This is a genomic window from Alteromonas sp. S005, assembly GCF_036864475.1.
In the GTDB taxonomy this organism is placed as follows: domain Bacteria; phylum Pseudomonadota; class Gammaproteobacteria; order Enterobacterales; family Alteromonadaceae; genus Alteromonas.
Genome location: NZ_JAZETN010000026.1, coordinates 1 through 16,230 on the forward strand (window position 1 = coordinate 1; position 16,230 = coordinate 16,230).

At 43.9% G+C, this 16,230-nt stretch carries 12 protein-coding genes; 10 read left to right on the forward strand and 2 right to left on the reverse strand.

Going from position 1 to position 16,230, the window contains the following annotated elements; genetic code table 11:
* The first annotated feature begins 333 nt into the window (after positions 1-333).
* From V7R55_RS18755 to V7R55_RS18790, 8 genes are all read left to right on the forward strand, one after another.
* Positions 334-2,892 carry a sensor domain-containing protein gene (locus tag V7R55_RS18755; RefSeq protein WP_334060845.1) on the forward strand — a complete coding sequence of 853 codons (2,559 nt, stop codon included), beginning with the start codon at positions 334-336 and terminating at the stop codon, positions 2,890-2,892.
* 172 nt (positions 2,893-3,064) lie between these two features.
* Positions 3,065-4,417, forward strand: a complete 1,353-nt coding sequence (locus tag V7R55_RS18760) for an alkaline phosphatase PhoX (RefSeq protein WP_334060847.1) — start codon at positions 3,065-3,067, stop codon at positions 4,415-4,417.
* A 262-nt stretch (positions 4,418-4,679) separates the two neighbouring features.
* Positions 4,680-4,856, forward strand: coding sequence for a hypothetical protein (locus V7R55_RS18765; RefSeq protein ID WP_334060849.1), 177 nt, complete (start codon positions 4,680-4,682; stop codon positions 4,854-4,856).
* Positions 4,853-6,469 (forward strand): catalase, encoded by a 1,617-nt coding sequence (locus tag V7R55_RS18770; RefSeq protein ID WP_334060851.1) that lies wholly within the window; start codon positions 4,853-4,855, stop codon positions 6,467-6,469. The genes V7R55_RS18765 and V7R55_RS18770 overlap by 4 nt, the downstream gene beginning before the upstream one ends.
* Positions 6,470-6,618: 149 nt before the next feature.
* Positions 6,619-7,236, forward strand: a complete 618-nt coding sequence (locus tag V7R55_RS18775; protein ID WP_334060853.1) for an ankyrin repeat domain-containing protein — start codon at positions 6,619-6,621, stop codon at positions 7,234-7,236.
* A gap of 328 nt (positions 7,237-7,564) precedes the next feature.
* Positions 7,565-8,623, forward strand: a complete 1,059-nt coding sequence (locus V7R55_RS18780) for a chemotaxis protein (protein WP_334060854.1) — start codon at positions 7,565-7,567, stop codon at positions 8,621-8,623.
* A gap of 90 nt (positions 8,624-8,713) precedes the next feature.
* Positions 8,714-9,766, forward strand: a complete 1,053-nt coding sequence (locus V7R55_RS18785) for an aldo/keto reductase (protein ID WP_334060855.1) — start codon at positions 8,714-8,716, stop codon at positions 9,764-9,766.
* A 154-nt stretch (positions 9,767-9,920) separates the two neighbouring features.
* A complete protein-coding gene (locus V7R55_RS18790; RefSeq protein ID WP_334060856.1) occupies positions 9,921-11,135 on the forward strand; it encodes a Na/Pi symporter in 1,215 nt (404 codons plus the stop codon).
* A 74-nt stretch (positions 11,136-11,209) separates the two neighbouring features.
* On the opposite strand, the gene V7R55_RS18795 is transcribed toward V7R55_RS18790, so the two are convergent.
* Positions 11,210-12,373: a DcaP family trimeric outer membrane transporter gene (locus V7R55_RS18795; protein ID WP_334060857.1), complete on the reverse strand. Its 1,164-nt coding sequence runs from the start codon at positions 12,371-12,373 to the stop codon at positions 11,210-11,212.
* 258 nt (positions 12,374-12,631) lie between these two features.
* Between V7R55_RS18795 and acs the strand changes: the two genes are divergently transcribed.
* Together acs and V7R55_RS18805 are read left to right on the forward strand one after the other, a co-directional pair.
* Positions 12,632-14,578 carry an acetate--CoA ligase gene (gene acs / locus V7R55_RS18800; RefSeq protein ID WP_334060858.1) on the forward strand — a complete coding sequence of 649 codons (1,947 nt, stop codon included), beginning with the start codon at positions 12,632-12,634 and terminating at the stop codon, positions 14,576-14,578.
* A gap of 17 nt (positions 14,579-14,595) precedes the next feature.
* Positions 14,596-15,240, forward strand: a complete 645-nt coding sequence (locus tag V7R55_RS18805) for a response regulator transcription factor (protein ID WP_334060859.1) — start codon at positions 14,596-14,598, stop codon at positions 15,238-15,240.
* On the opposite strand, the gene V7R55_RS18810 is transcribed toward V7R55_RS18805, so the two are convergent.
* Positions 15,200-16,171, reverse strand: a complete 972-nt coding sequence (locus V7R55_RS18810) for an amino acid ABC transporter substrate-binding protein (protein WP_334060860.1) — start codon at positions 16,169-16,171, stop codon at positions 15,200-15,202. The genes V7R55_RS18805 and V7R55_RS18810 overlap by 41 nt on opposite strands.
* Between the last annotated feature and the right edge of the window lie 59 nt (positions 16,172-16,230).

A 16,230-nucleotide genomic window follows, 5' to 3' on the forward strand; every position in this document is an offset into this window, starting at 1 on the left:
AGATTTGAAATATCGGGACTTTAGCCCCATCAAAAACACGCCGTGAACCCATCTTTTCTTTTATATGAGAGAGCCGACACCGCATCCATGCAGTGCAGGACCTCAGTGGGCACAGCGTTCACTCCTTAATACTGAGTTAACTAAAAACTCGGCGGGTCTTATGGCAAAGCTGACAAACTTATTTCAAAGTGATAAAGCTTAATGCTAGCCTTAATTGCAAGTTGAGCTACGCTTAGGTATTGATAAATTTGAAGTTTATTATCGTCATGCCTTTTCTCCGTTAGTGCGAAGTGGCAAACTCTATTTTAATGTTGTATCAAGGTTTTATAAGTAATGTCATTCGAGTCAGTTTTAAATGAATCTGAATTCAGCACGATAGTATTGGAAAATCGTAGTGCTTATGAGCAAGATTTATTAGGGTTTAATGAGTTACTTCACGCTGACTATCTTTTTTTAGGCGTCAAAAAGGCGGATAAAATTTCCGTATTAGTAGGGCTTTCACACGACTCACCAATTTCACGAATTGAATATGACCTGAAGGGTTCGCCCTGTGAAACGGTCTTACTAACTGGACCGTGTGGTTACAAGTCGGATATTTGCGAGCAGTTTCCCGATGATCAAATCCTTAGTGAGCTTAATGCGCAAGGGTATCTAGGCGCGGGCCTCTTTAACGAGAATAACCAAGATATTGGTGTACTCGTTGCCATTTTTAACACTCCCAAACAAGATATCAATGAGTGGCTACAAGTTTTCTCACTTCAGGCTAAGTTGTTTTCCACTCAGTTGCAGAAGGACTTTTTTGCGATAAAAACCGCGCATAACCTTTCGCTTATTGATGAAATAAGTCGCATGTCAAAAACAGGGTCATGGGAGTTCTACCCTGAAACTGAAAAGTTAATATGGTCATCAGAAACATACCGTATTCACGGTTTACCAGTTGGTAGTGCCATAAACGTACAGAAAGCCATCGACTTTTTCGCCCCCGGCTATACTGAGGAGTTAACGCTCGCATTTAATAACCTCCGCAATCACCGACAGCCCTATGACATTCAGTGCAAAATTATCGATTCGTCGGGCTCTATTCGATGGGTAAGGGCCTCTGGAAAAGCGGAGTTTTTGAAAAATGGCGCAGTGAAGCGTCTGTTCGGTGCATTTGAAGATATTAATGAATATAAAACCGCGCTTACTCTCAATGAAGAGCGAGCCATGAAAATTCAAAGTATTTTGAATAATATTAATGATGCTGTATTTAGTATCGACACCAAGGGCACAATCACCCATTGTAACGACGTTGCGCTTAAGATGTTTGGTTACACGCGAAGCGAGTTAATAGCCCAGCCTGTAGAGATTCTAATGCCTGAACCTTACGCGTCTAACCATGCTTTTTATATGCGTAATTATATGCAGACCGGGGTAGGTAAAATTATAGGAGTAGGCCGTCAGCTTCCGGCAAAGCGAAAAAATGGTGACATCTTCCAGATGGAATTGTCATTGTCGGAAAGTAGTGATCAAGGTGAAAGGGGATTTATAGGTGTTATAAGGGATATCAGCGAACGTATAGAAGCACAGGATACCATTTATAACCTAGCTTATACCGACTCTGTTACCCACCTTCGAAATCAGCAATGGTTTTATCAACGCTTTAAAGACTTGATGTTGCGCGCATCGATGAAGCAAGAATATATACATATTTTGTTGCTAGATATCGATAATATGGCGCAAATCAATACGCGTTTCGGCTTTGGTAACGGCGATTATGCTATAAGAAAGGTTGCAGAGCAGCTGCTGTTCGTCATTGGCCGCGATTATGAAATTTTTAAATATGGCGGTGATAGTTTTGTCGTGCTGTCTAAAAAAACCTATAGAAAAGAAGATCTCCATAAATTCGATGCGAGCTTAGTGGAAAGTGCACTCCTTAGTCCACGTCATTTCGATATTGTCATAAATTCAGTGAAATGGTCTCTTACTGCGTCACTCGGCAGTGCTATCTTTAACCCGCAAGGTCAAAGCTTTGAGTCAATCATAAATGTAATCGAACAGGCTGTTAAAAGGGCAAAAAGGTCGGCGCCTTTTGGTCTTTGTCATATATCAGAGGATGGGTTTAAAGAATTCGACCGTTACTTAGATATAAAATCTAAGCTTGAACAAGCAATAGTAAGCGATGAACTATCAATAGTGCTTCAACCCCAAGTTACCCATGACGGAACTGTCTCTTCTTTCGAGGCTCTAGTGCGGTGGTACTCGAAAGAGTTAGGTCCGGTAACCCCTGGCGAATTTATTCCTATTGCCGAAGAGAGCTATGCCATCTGCGAAATAGGTGACATAGTTTTAAGAAAAACGCTGAGCGTTATAAGAAACTTCATGAAAAGCGGTTTAAATACCTGTATTGCGATCAACATCAGCGCTAGACAAATAGTTATGCCTGACTTTATAAACTCGCTACTTTCTCGCGTAAATCAATATGGCATTCCACCTCACATGTTAATGCTGGAATTAACAGAAACCGCTTTAGTAGTAGATATCGAGTTGGTTAAGGAAACGATGCTTGAACTCGCGAATTTCGGCTTTCGTTTTTCAATTGATGATTTCGGTACCGGGTATTCCAGCCTTGCATACCTAAAAGTTCTCCCAATCAGTGAGCTTAAAATAGATAAGTACTTTGTGGACGACATAGGAAAAGACTTTGATGGAAAAGCGGCGCAGATTGTTGATGCAATTATTGAAATGGCTAAAGCACTGAATGTCACCTGTATTGCAGAGGGAGTAGAGAGTGAAGCGCAGGTAAAATACCTGATAGGTAAAGGCTGTGAAAAATTTCAAGGCTATTACTTCTCAAAACCTGAACCGGAAGCACATTGGTTGGGAGTTAATAAAAATACAAAACTGCCCTAAATTCAAAGACGGTTTGCGAGTATGTGATATTGGCTGACCAAGTCTTGAGCGCGTTTTAGGTTCGCTTTGTCGCTTAAATAAGCGACCCGCTTGAAAGTTTTATAAGGTCCTGTTGTTATACTGTAACAATACCTAGTTATAATTTTAAAATTTAGTGCTGTGAGAGACTTTGATGATAACACGACGCCAGTTTTTAGTAGGCTCTTTAGCATTTGGTGGCCTAGCGACCAGTGCTTTTGGTAAGAAAATGAATTTGGCGTCTATGCCAATTAGCGACGGCTATGGCGCACTTGTTGCCGACCCTAACAAGCTTCTCGACTTACCAAACGGCTTTAGCTATAAAGTTATCTCAAGTCTTGGCAATGCGATGTCAGACGGTATGCATGTACCTGATAGAGCAGATGGTATGGGATGTCTACCCATAGAAGGTAGTAGCAATAAGGTAGCGCTTGTACGCAATCATGAACTGCACCCCAAACACTTAGATGCACAACCCAAGACCATTCAAGAGCATACCAGCAATCTAGCCTACGATAGTTATGCTAATGGCATTGCGTTACCTGGCGGTACCACAACTGTGGTGTATAACCTTAACACCAATGAGGTTGAGCGAGAGTTTATAAGCCTTACTGGCACCGTTAGAAACTGCTCTGGCGGCATTACGCCTTGGGGCACGTGGTTAACGTGCGAAGAATCGGTAGACCGCCCTAATGGCCCTAACGGCGACGTAGTAAATAACGACCACGGCTATATCTTTGAAGTGCCTGCTAAAGCGAGCTCATTAATAAAAGCGAAGCCGCTTAAAGCTATGGGACGTTTTAATCACGAAGCAGCTTGTGTGGACCCCAAAACCGGTATTGTTTATCTGACCGAAGATAGGGGCGATAGTTTGCTTTATCGCTTTGTGCCTAAGGAGTACGGCAACTTAGCGGTAGGCGGTCAGTTAGAAGCTTTGATGATAAAAGACAAACCTCAGTTCGACACACGTAACTGGAATACTAATGCTATGCCTGTAGCTACATGGTTTGACGTTGAGTGGGTAGCCTTAGATAACCCAGAAAGCCCTAATGATGATTTACGCGTGCAAGGTTATGATAAAGGTGCTGCGCTGTTCGCTCGCGGTGAAGGCATACACTGGGGCGAAGATGAACTTTATTTCTGTTGTACCAATGGCGGACAAAAGCAGCTAGGTCAGGTAATGAAGCTTGTTCCATCTACAGATGGTAAACAAGACAAGCTTCAGCTGTTTTTAGAAAGTGAGGACAAAAGCCTGTATAACTTTGGCGATAATCTAACGGTGTGCCCGAACGGTCATCTGTTAGTGTGTGAAGATCAATATACCGACATAGTGGACAACCATTTGCGTGGTGTTACGCCAAGCGGAGAAGTATACAACTTTGCCAAACTACATACGCAAACTGAACTTGCAGGTGCGTGCTTCTCACCAGACGGTAATACGCTTTTCGTCAATATTTACTCACCAACGAAAACCTTGGCAATTACCGGTCCGTGGCTTAAAGCCTAGGTTTTTCAAATGATTTTAGGAGCAGCGTTTTAACAAAACGCTGCTCCTACCCCTTTCTCAAAACAGCTGACGTTTTAACGCAAGTAGCATCACCAACCCAGTTTTCTATTTTTCACACACCATTCCAGTTTCTTCTACTCATAAAAATTCGATTAGCTAGAACTTTCACAATCGTTTTACTTGATTGTTTGAATCATTTTATCTCGTTTTAATAGTTTTACTCAATTAATGATAATGCTCTTAACTTAACAAGGAGAGCGAAATGAGCGCACTATTAAAAAAGCTAACAACGGCGAATAGCCAACGTGTTTCCTCCACCACGAAGCAATTAATTCGAACGCAATGTAATTACGCTGATAACTATTACGGCGACCAAGTATGCCTAGAAGTAAAAGCCCCTAAACCTCGTACCAACCTTCACGTAGGAGTACAGCTGTGAGAACATCAATGAAATCAACCTTAACTAAATTCGTATTAGGCGGCGTTGCTGCCAGTATGCTTACTTTAGGCGTAAGTGCAGATACACTCACTCGCCAAAATGGCGCACCTGTAGGTGACAATCAGAACTCGCAAACTGCAGGTCCATGGGGTCCAGTACTACTACAAGACTCTCACCTTATTGAAAAGCTAGCAGCATTCGACCGTGAACGTATTCCAGAGCGTGTTGTTCACGCCCGTGGTGTTGGTATTCACGGCTACTATGAAAACTATGTCGACTTATCTGACGAGACAGTAGCCGCACCATTTCAAGGCGAAGGTAAAAAGACAGAAGTATTTGTTCGTTTTTCATCTGTAGTCCACGGACATTTATCGCCAGAGACGCTGCGCGACCCACGTGGTTTTGCTGTAAAGTTTTATACGGAACAAGGAAACTGGGATTTAGTAGGTAACAACTTCCCAGTATTCTTTATTCGCGATGCAATTAAATTCCCTGATATGGTTCATGCATTTAAACCATCACCAGTGACGAACAAGCAAGACGCGAAGCGCATTTTTGATTTCTTCTCGCACGTGCCAGAGTCAACGCATACGTTAACAATGCTTTTCTCTGATTACGGCACACCAGCAAGCTATTTAAATATGGACGGCTCAGGTGTTCACGCATTTAAATTTGTTGATGACGAAGGTAATTACAAGTACGTGAAGTTCACTTGGAAAGCGAACCAACCTATTAAGAACTTCTCTGCTGAAGAAGCAATGAAAGTTCAAGGTATGGACTTCCAGCCGCACACCACGGATGTGTATACCCGAATCGGTGAGAAAGGTGAAACAGCTTCTTGGGATCTGTATCTTCAAGAGCTAGAGCCAGAACAGCTAGATGATTTCGAGTTTAACCCACTTGATACTACTAAGATTTGGCCTGAGTCTTTAGTTCCTGCTAAGAAAATTGGTCGCCTAGTGCTTAACCGTGTGCCAGACAACTTCTTTGAAGAAACTGAGCAAGCGGCATTTGCACCAAGCAACTTAATTCCAGGTATTGAGCCATCAGAAGACAGAATGCTTCAAGGTCGTTTGTTCTCGTATGCTGACACGCAGCGCTATCGTTTAGGCGTTAATGCGTACCGTATTCCGATTAACGCGCCGAAAAATGCGGTTATTAACAACCACGAGCAACACGGTCAGCTTCGCACAACTAGCTCTAATCGCGATGTGAACTATCAACCAAGCCGTCGTCTTGATCTTAACGAAGACCCAGCGTTTCGTTATTCAAGCAAGCCGCTTGCAGGTATGACACAACAAATTCCGTTCTATAAAGAACAGAACTTTAAGCAAGCGGGTGAGTTTTTCAGAAACCTGACTAAAGAAGGTCAAGCGCACTTAATTAGTAACTTAGGCGGAGCGTTAGCATCGGTACCTGAAGAAGAGATTCGAGTAATCATTAGTGCTTATATGTACAACGCAGATAAGAACTACGGTAAGGGCGTAGCCAAACTAGCTAAAGCGCCAATGTCGAAAGTTCGCCAAACTGCAAAAGATTTGATGGAGCAACAAGCAGCACGCGCTGCAAAAGCAAAGCAAGTTGCTGAAAGCCTAACGGCATTGATGCAATAAGCTAAGTAGCAATAGCTTTGGGAGTTACATCACAGTGTTGAGTAACTCCCATTCTTCTTTAACAACCTTTCTCTTATAGCTTTGCTAAAACCGCTTTTCCAAAACAGTTTAGTAGTAACCAAATTTAATTTATCAGTAAGGGGGGCACAATGTCTTTTTTGAAACAAACACTAACGGCAGCACTGTTCGTTGTTGTCACCTTTAGCAGTTTTTATACTAGCGCGGCAGCTGAAACAACCACTCAGGCTAATACTCAACAAAGTGCAGCTATGCCTAATATGGAGACCTTGAAAGCACGCTATTTTGATGCAGCGCGAGAAGGTGATAGCGCCATGCTAGGTGCATTTTATCAAGCCGGTCTAGATGTTAATGTAGCCGATGATAAAGGCTATACCGCACTTATTCTTGCGGCGTACCATGGGCACACCGACACTGTTAATTTTCTAATCAGTGAAGCTAACGCCAACCCATGTCAAGAAGATAACCGCGGAAACACCGCACTCATGGGGGCCATATTTAAAGGTCACGTTAGTGTGGCTAAGCAACTGGTTTTTGCCGATTGCGACATAGACGAAGAAAACGCACAGGGGCAAACCGCGTTAATGTTTGCAAGCCTTTTCGATAGACAAGAAATTATCAATACGCTTATCGACAAAGGGGCTAACCCAGCTCACATGGATAAAGCTGGTAATTCGGTTGCCGATATCGCTCTTTCGCAAGGTAATTACGAGCTAGCAAAAGTACTACGCGAACAAAACACTAATTAAACCACGCCATATTAGATAGCATTGAATACAACTAGGGGGAACTCCCTATTTGTATTCAATGCAGTAAGTTCAATACTAAGCCCATAAGAATTTAGAAGTGGGTTTACTATGAGAACGTTACTTGCTGCATATTTTACCTTTTTTGCATCATCCTCTTTCGGCGGTGTAATCTTAAGTAACAGGAAAAACGTTCAAAAATGCTACAAATGTTTAATAATAAAACGCGTATTAAACATCTATATTGTTGACGTATGTTGATGTGTTTTCAGCGTTTATTAGCTTTTGTTTATGTGGCTAATGCTCGCCCTTCTCCCAAGAGGAGCTTGTCATGAAGTTCGATTCTATTAAATCTCGCCTAGTTTTAATGACCCTTGTTTGCGTTATTGGTATGGGGGTATTAGTTGTTAGCCAGCATTACTTCACCCAACAACTTATAGGGCTACACCAGCAGCGAGATGTATTGCTAAGAATGGGGCAAGATCTGCTGCAAATGCGACGACATGAGAAAGACTTTCTTCTTCGCCACGAGACAGTTTATTACGACAAGTTCCTCGAGCGGAGCTATGAATTTAAAGGTCGGCTAGCAACGCTTGTTCCCTTATTCAATGAATACAGATTGCCTGTGGCTGACGTGGAAAGCCTTTCATCTTCGATGGAAGCCTATAGCGGCACGTTTCGACAGGTTGTATCGCTTCAAGAGCGCATCGGTTTAACGCAAAACGATGGTTTAAGAGCACGTATTACCGAGTTAGAAAATACCCTTAACGAAGGGCAGCTTGCTCAAGGCTCGCAAGGCAGTGAACTGTTAACTAAGATTCAACTAGCAACGCGTAATTATCAGATAAACCAAGAAGGCGTGTACGCAAGGCAAATGATGACGTTGAGTGAGCGTTTAGTGGCCGAAAATGGCGGTACCGCTTTACTGAACGGCACTTTGGTTCAGTATAGAGAAGCGCTTTTACAGTTAGTTGATGCATTTACTACCTATGGCGTAACTCATAATGAAGGGCTTCGTGGGGAATTTAGACAAAGCGCTCACAATGTTGAAACTCAGCTAAAAGGCGTCGATGCCGCCCTGCAACCCATGATTGAGCAACAAGAAGCAAAAGTACGTATTTATAGCTTAAGTATTGCCGCGCTTACGTCTGTCGTGTTAATTCTGGTGCTGATCAAGAGTTTTGCGACATTTCATCGAGCATTTGTTAACTTTCTTACTTTCTTTTATCGCTGCAGGCGTCAGTATCAAATGATTGATACCAGAAAGTTAGGATTTGCAGAGTTAAAGTCACTTGCAGAGCTGGCGAATGAAATGGTCGAGTCGAAAAGAGATATTGAGGCGCGCCTCGCCAGCGTAGAAGCCGAGTTGGCCAATAAAAAAACCTCATAGCTTTTATTTAGAAGCTAAAAGTAGGTAGATTTTCTAAAGCGGCCGACTCACTATTGCATTAACAAGGTATAAGCCAAGGTAGAAGCAAAGATGAAGTTTAACCGCTTAGGAAATAGCGACCTACAGGTGTCAGACATCTGTTTAGGAACAATGACATGGGGTATTCAAAACACCCAGCAAGATGCAGATGAACAAATAGCTTACGCCCTTGATAAGGGCGTTAACTTTTTAGATACCGCGGAAATGTACCCCGTTCCCCCTAATGCGCAAACCTATGGCGATACAGAGCGAATTATAGGTAATTGGATCTCGCGAAATGAAGCGAAGCGCTCAGATATTATATTAATGACCAAAGTTGCTGGCAGCGGCTTGAAGTATATCCGCAATGCTGGGCCAATTACGTCTGATGCAGTTAGCAACGCGCTTACTGATTCGCTAGAGCGTTTAAATACTGACTATATTGATGTTTACCAGCTACATTGGCCGAACAGGGTAACGCCACATTTTGGAAAGCATTGGCCTGATGGCGTGGATCCCACCAAAACGAATCGCGAAAAAGAAATAGAGGGTATGCGCGACATTCTCATGGGAATTAAGGGCGCATTAGACGAAGGCAAAATAAGACACTGGGGGCTGTCGGACGATACGCCTTGGGGCATTCACATTTTTCTCACCCTTTGCAAAGAGCTCGATATGCCTCTTCCTGTATCTATCCAAAATGAGTTCAGCTTACTGCACGCAAAAGACTGGCCGTATCTAATTGAAATGTGTGAGCTAGAAAATATCGCTTACCTGCCTTGGTCACCATTAGCGACAGGCATACTAAGCGGCAAATACCAAAACGGCGCACGACCAGAAGGTAGCCGGTGGACGCTAGCTCAGCGCATGGGACTTTTCAGAGATAAAGCGCCTGCACAGGCTGCTACAGCAGAATATGTGAAAATTGCAGAAAAAGCAGGAATAACACCCTCGCAATTAGCGCTAGCATGGTGTCAGCAAGTACCTGGTGTAACGTCTACTATTATTGGGGCAACAACAATGCCTCAGTTAAAGGAAAATATCGATGCGTTTGATATCACGCTCTCAAGCGAGACATTGGAGGAAGTTCACAAGGTCTTTAGACAATATCCGTTAGGCTTCTAAACGCAATTTTTTCCAGCTTAAAATGGCGAGCTATTCTAGGGCTAGTTGATATTTGGTGTATATCAAATATCAACTAGCCCAGAGTATGTATCGTCATTTTTGTGTAATACGCACGTCATACTATAAATTTTTCATGTATGAATCAGTGCGTATTATGTCAATGATTGACCCCCAAGCCGCTCAAACCCAGGCTTCTCAAACTCAAGCTTCTCAAACCCAAACTTCTCAAACCCAAGCTTCTCGAAATAGTGTGGTAGAACACACACACAATGGGCGTAAATGGTTTCTTTTAGTCTTGTTAGTGTATGTAATGTTGCTTGCCGTCAGCATGATTGGCAGCGGCTTTAAATTTGCTGCAGGCGATCACGCTAAGGCCCTTTTCAGCTTTGCCTCTAACCCTGTGATGGGGTTGATTATTGGTATGGTTTGTACTGCGCTTATTCAGTCTTCAAGCACAGTTACCTCAATTATAGTTGGGATGGTGGCGGGTGGCTTACCAATAACCATTGCTATACCCATGATGATGGGAGCAAATATTGGAACCAGCATAACTAACACCTTGGTTAGCCTAGGGCATGTTGCAAGAAAAGAGGAATTTCAACGAGCTTTCAATGCAGCAACAATCCATGACTTCTTTAACGTGTTATCAGTGTTGATATTCTTGCCGCTGGAGATGGCGTTCGGAATTTTAGAATTTTTGAGCGGCCAGTTAGTTGCTCTGCTTCATACTGGGGAAGCGATGGGGGTAGGGGGCTTTAACCCAATTAAAGCGACGACCCAACCCATTACCGACCTTATAACTCAAGGCTTTTCATTTTTACCCTCCGTTTATCCGGGTGTAGCCAAAATTATTCTTGGCATAGGCTTAATCATGCTTTCCATTACTTACATGGGTAAGATTATGAAATCGCTTATGGTAGGTAAGGCAAAAGCACTCCTACATACCAGTATTGGTAAGGGGCCGCTCTCCGGCATTGCCTCAGGTGCAGTAATGACTGTGTTAGTGCAGTCATCATCAACCACAACGTCACTTATGGTGCCGTTGGTGGGCAGTGGCATTTTAAAAGCTAAGGAAATTTACCCGTTTACTCTGGGCGCGAATATAGGTACCTGTATAACGGCACTAATTGCAGCACTCGGCGTAGCGGGCGTAAACAGCGGCTTCGCACTGCAAATTGCGCTGGTACACCTTATTTATAATGTTTTGGGCGTTACGCTAATTTACGGTTTACCCTTGTTGCGCAATATTCCACTTAATTTGTCTTACCAACTATCGGTTATTGCTGCAGAACGAAAAATGTATGGCGCTGCTTATGTAGGTGGGTTATTTTTCATCATGCCACTGGGCATTATCTTTACTACTATTTAAGGTAGCAAACGCGCTTTCTAAAAACTAAAAAACGGCGCATCTGCGCCGTTTTGTTATTGAGCCTTGATATCTAGTTAAAACGCGTATTTAGCTGAAACTTGGAAACGGTTCATATCACCTTCTAAGCCTGCTTCAATTTCTCGTTTCGCAAACGCGTATTCTGCACCAACGGTTAGCGCTTTGGTGGGTGAGTAAAGGTAATTTACACGCGTACTATAGGTGCTCTCGGTGGTATTCAAACCGGTAAGCGACACATCGTTATCGGCTTCAAACGCTGAGAACATGATGCTACTGCGTGCTTTCTCGCTCCATTTGTGACGATAAGCAACACCGTAACCCATCGAATCAATGGCTTCGAGGTCACCACTTTCCGTTAGTACGGCGCCGTTTACCGCGTTAAGTGCGGAATATCTGCCTAAACCTTTACCCGTATTGAACGTGAAGCGAATGTCATCGCCATTGGATAAAACGTATTTGCCTGTTAACGACACGCCGAAACTGGTTTCGTCAGCGTCAATACCTGCGGCATTGTCATAAGAAAGCTGTCTAACTAAGCCTGCTACTTTCACGTAACCCCAATCTTGTTTCGACGTATAAGCTGCGACAAGATCCGGCATGCTGTTGTCGTCGCTCGTAATCCGGCCGCCGCCACCAAATGGCGTGATTGTTGATTCTGGGTTTTCTAACGCAATTTGAAGCCCGCCGTTGGTATATCTCAACATAACTTGACGACCAAAAGTGATACCGTCAGTGGTACCAATAAAGTCGAGTGACTCTGGCAACGCAGCTACGTCCATAAAGGTTGTCCACGTTTGTCCCACCAACCAATTTTTGTAGGTAAGGTAAGCGTGACGAACACGTGGCACGTATGAGTTGCTTATACGCTCATTACCGCCATCAGTTACCACAAAATCTAATTCAAACACACCGTTAATAGTGTCACCTTCGGCGGTAGGCGTTGAAGTGGCAAAGCGGAAACGCGATGTTCTGATGTGTGCATCGAACTGCGGATCTTCGTCAACGCCACCAACAGGAGTTAATGAGGGAATATAAAAATCTCGGCCTACGCTACCCGAGGCGATAGTGCCATCTGAATAGTCACTTACCATAGCGTCAACTTTAACATAGCCCGTGAATTTCACACTAGTGTCGCCAATTGTTGCTGCTTGTGCTGCGCCGCCGCTCGCCGCCAGGCACAGCGCTACTGCGGTAGCGGTACTTTTTATTTTAGCTTTCATCGTGTCTGTTCCAAAAAAAGTGGTTAAATAAATGTAAATTCAACGTTAACATTGTTGATTGTGTACTTATTATCTCAAATTTAAATAAGCCGATGGTCGCATAAGACTATAGTCGTAATACTTTTAGTCTAACTTTTTTATAAGTACCTAAGTTTTATGCTGCTAAGACCAAAGTCTCATTTTGCTTTGCCGGTGAATAGCTAGAGTGTTTCACCATACAACAAGAATTTTACATTATTGATATTGGAGGCAATCTTTATGACCGCCAGCAAAACTTACCCTGTGCCTGAGAATATTCTTCAATCCACTCACTTGACTGCATCGCAATATGACGAGATGTACAAGCAGTCAGTGGAGCAGCCCGAAGCGTTCTGGGCAGAGCACGCATCCATGCTTGAGTGGTATCAAAAGCCAACCAAAATTAAAAACACCATGTTTGGTAAAAATGATGTGTCTATCAAATGGTTCGAAGATGGTGAATTAAACGCCAGCTATAACTGTATTGACCGCCATCTGTCTGATAATGCCACCAAAGTTGCCTTTCATTGGGAAGGCGATTCACCAGAAGATAGTCAAGATGTAACGTATCAACAAGTGCACTATGAAGTTTGTAAGCTAGCGAATGCACTTAAAGAGATGGGAGTCACGAAGGGAGATCGTGTTGCCATTTATATGCCTATGGTACCTGAAGCTGCCTACGCTATGTTGGCGTGCGCACGTATAGGCGCTGTGCACTCGGTGATTTTTGGTGGTTTCTCACCAAATGCTATTGCCGACCGTATCAACGATAGTAGTGCAAAAGTGGTGATTACTGCCGATGAGGGGCGTCGTGCAGGAAGAAGTATCCCTCTTAAAGCAAATGTAGATAAAGCGCTAGCCGATGAAGCTTGCCCATCAATTACCCACGTTCTAGTACATAAACTAACGGGTGGCGATGTAGACTGGGATGAAAAGCACGATGTGTGGTGGCATGAAGCTGTGGACGGTATGTCTGCCCAGTGCGAACCTGAAGTAATGAATGCGGAAGACCCGTTATTTATTCTATATACATCGGGCTCTACGGGCACGCCAAAAGGTGTGGTCCACACCACAGGCGGTTATCTGCTTTATTCCGCTATGACCTTCAAATACGCTTTCGATTACAAAGACGATGACGTTTATTGGTGTACTGCTGATGTGGGCTGGATCACAGGTCACAGCTATATGGTTTATGGCCCTATGGTAAATGCTGCATCACAAGTATTCTTTGAAGGCGTACCAACTTATCCCGACGTTAAGCGTATTGCCCAGGTAGTAGAAAAATATAAAGTTAATAGCCTTTACACTGCGCCAACGGCTATCCGTGCCTTAATGGCTCACGGTGACGTGCCTGCTGAAGGTTGTGATTTATCGTCACTTCGTTTGCTTGGTACAGTGGGTGAGCCAATTAACCCAGAGGCATGGGAATGGTATCACCGTGTTATTGGTGAAGGTCGTTGCCCTATTATTGACACATGGTGGCAGACTGAAACAGGCGGACACATGATTTTACCTCTGCCCGGCGCCACAGAATTAAAGCCAGGTTCGGCAACCCGCCCATTCTTTGGCATACAGCCAGCACTATTTGACGCTGATGGCAATGAGCTTGAAGGTGAAGCAGAAGGTAACTTGGTTATTAAAGATAGCTGGCCAAGCCAAGCCCGCACGGTTTACGGCGACCATCAGCGCTTTATTAATACTTATTTCAGCGCTTATAAAGGTGTGTACTTCACCGGTGATGGCGCACGTTGTGACGAGGATGGCTTTTACTGGATCACCGGCCGCGTAGATGACGTGCTAAACGTATCGGGTCACCGCTTGGGCACGGCTGAAATAGAAAGTGCGCTTGTTGCTCACTCAAAAGTGGCTGAGGCCGCTGTTGTAGGTTTCCCCCACGATATCAAAGGGCAGGGTATATACGTTTATGTAACGCCTAATGAAGGGGTTGAAGCAGACGAAGCCCTAACTAAAGAGCTCAAAGCGTGGGTACGTCAAGAGCTAAGCCCCATTGCTACACCTGATATGATTCAGTGGTCAAGAGGGCTACCTAAAACACGCTCAGGTAAGATCATGCGCCGTATCTTGCGTAAAATTGCGGCCAATGAGCATGAGCAATTAGGTGACACATCTACATTGGCGGATCCATCGGTTGTTGATACACTGATAGAGGAACGTCTTAATAAGTAGAACTAAGGATATAGACAATGATAACCCTTCTAATCGCTGATGATCACCCGCTGTATCGCGATGCTCTGAGAGGCGCGTTGTCGTTGTCACTTCCAGCCTTAACTCTAAAGGAGGCTGGAGATCTAAACACCACGGTCGATATTCTCAATAATGAGGATATCGACCTGTTGCTTCTTGATTTACATATGCCAGGTAGCAATGATTTATTTGGCCTGCTGCATATCCGAAAACTCTTTCCTGAACTTCCTGTTGCCGTGGTTTCTGGTACGGAAGACACCACCCTCATTTCAAAAATTATCAGCGTAGGGGCACTCGGCTTCATTCCTAAAACTGCCAGTGCACAGGATATAGCCAATGCGGTAGAGGCTATTTTAGATGGCGACGTATGGTTGCCTGAAAACTTAAGTGAAGATGTAGATGAGGTAAACGAAGAGTTTTCTGAACTCGCTGACAAGGTGGCGTCGCTTACGCCTTCTCAGTACAAAGTACTTTGCTACATGCGAGATGGTCTGTTGAATAAACAAATTGGTTTTAATTTAGATATCGCTGAAGCTACCGTAAAAGCGCATGTTACCGCTATTTTCAAAAAGCTTGGCATTAACAACCGCACTCAGGCGGTACTTATTGCTTCGCAGCTTGAGCTGGAGCCTCCGGTTCAGTAGCATCGTGCTTAAGCACGGCTTCAGACATAGCGAATTCAGGTAAAAACTTTTCTAGCGCCAGGCGGCTTTGCTCACTTAATAACGGGTTTTCGATTTCAATAATCGTACGTCCATCAACGAGAGCCATCCCTTCTTTAAAGTTCTTGTGAGCGAGCAGTAATTCTTGAAACTTTCCGGTCTCAAACAACATCAGTAAGCCCTCTGCAATTCGTCCCGCCAATGCTTGGTTGTCGCTGCCAACAAAGAAAAAGATAGGGCTCGGGTATGAAATGATGAGGTTGTCGTCGATAGCTAAGCCTTTTGACAAGGTTTTATCAGCAAATTCTTCGTTAATTTCCATGACGCTTCTTGGAAACATGTCGGCGAACCCTTCCGAAACAATGCGAAATGAAGCACGATACGTGGTCTCTAAAACAGGAATATCGTTAGCTCGAAAAATTTTCGTATCTGGCCAGTCATAGCCGAGTACCGCGCGAAACTGGTGGAGATCTGCTAGTTTTTTTACCTCTTTTAGTCTGACATCCCCATCTTTAACAAATAACGCGCGTTTTCCAAATAGTCCAGCCATGATGGGAATGCGAATGGGAAGAAACTGACGCTCTCGCTCAGTTGACGTTACGCTCCATGTTACGTCCAACATATTGTGTTCTAGGCTTCGCAACTGGCGCTCTTGGGCCGTTTCTTGGTTGCTAATAATAAGCTCGAAGCTACCGTACTGTGGTTGTGTAATACTCAAAGCCTCGGTGAGTAATAACTTCGCGTAAGCGTAAACGCTATCCCGTCCTGGGTGCACGTTGGGCAGTCGTAAAACGGTATGGGGTAAGTCTGCGCTTGCCTCATTAGAAAACTGTTGTTGGTCATGGGCACTGAGGTGCGCAGACAAACTAATAAACAGCATAATACAGCTTAGTGATTTGGCTTTAATATCCATATTGTCTCACTCATATACGCGGCTTCAACCTTGCCACGCGACTTGCTAAACATTATCTG

What these genes read in the sequence shown, in the direction of transcription:
- V7R55_RS18755 (WP_334060845.1), top strand. Translation starts at nt 334, where the DNA reads ATGTCATTCGAGTCAGTTTTAAATGAATCTGAATTCAGCACGATAGTA.
- V7R55_RS18790 (WP_334060856.1), top strand. Translation starts at nt 9,921, where the DNA reads ATGTCAATGATTGACCCCCAAGCCGCTCAAACCCAGGCTTCTCAAACT.
- V7R55_RS18805 (WP_334060859.1), top strand. Translation starts at nt 14,596, where the DNA reads ATGATAACCCTTCTAATCGCTGATGATCACCCGCTGTATCGCGATGCT.
- V7R55_RS18795 (WP_334060857.1), bottom strand. Translation starts at nt 12,373, where the DNA reads ATGAAAGCTAAAATAAAAAGTACCGCTACCGCAGTAGCGCTGTGCCTG.
- V7R55_RS18765 (WP_334060849.1), top strand. Translation starts at nt 4,680, where the DNA reads ATGAGCGCACTATTAAAAAAGCTAACAACGGCGAATAGCCAACGTGTT.
- V7R55_RS18775 (WP_334060853.1), top strand. Translation starts at nt 6,619, where the DNA reads ATGTCTTTTTTGAAACAAACACTAACGGCAGCACTGTTCGTTGTTGTC.
- V7R55_RS18785 (WP_334060855.1), top strand. Translation starts at nt 8,714, where the DNA reads ATGAAGTTTAACCGCTTAGGAAATAGCGACCTACAGGTGTCAGACATC.
- V7R55_RS18780 (WP_334060854.1), top strand. Translation starts at nt 7,565, where the DNA reads ATGAAGTTCGATTCTATTAAATCTCGCCTAGTTTTAATGACCCTTGTT.
- V7R55_RS18760 (WP_334060847.1), top strand. Translation starts at nt 3,065, where the DNA reads ATGATAACACGACGCCAGTTTTTAGTAGGCTCTTTAGCATTTGGTGGC.
- acs (WP_334060858.1), top strand. Translation starts at nt 12,632, where the DNA reads ATGACCGCCAGCAAAACTTACCCTGTGCCTGAGAATATTCTTCAATCC.
- V7R55_RS18810 (WP_334060860.1), bottom strand. Translation starts at nt 16,171, where the DNA reads ATGGATATTAAAGCCAAATCACTAAGCTGTATTATGCTGTTTATTAGT.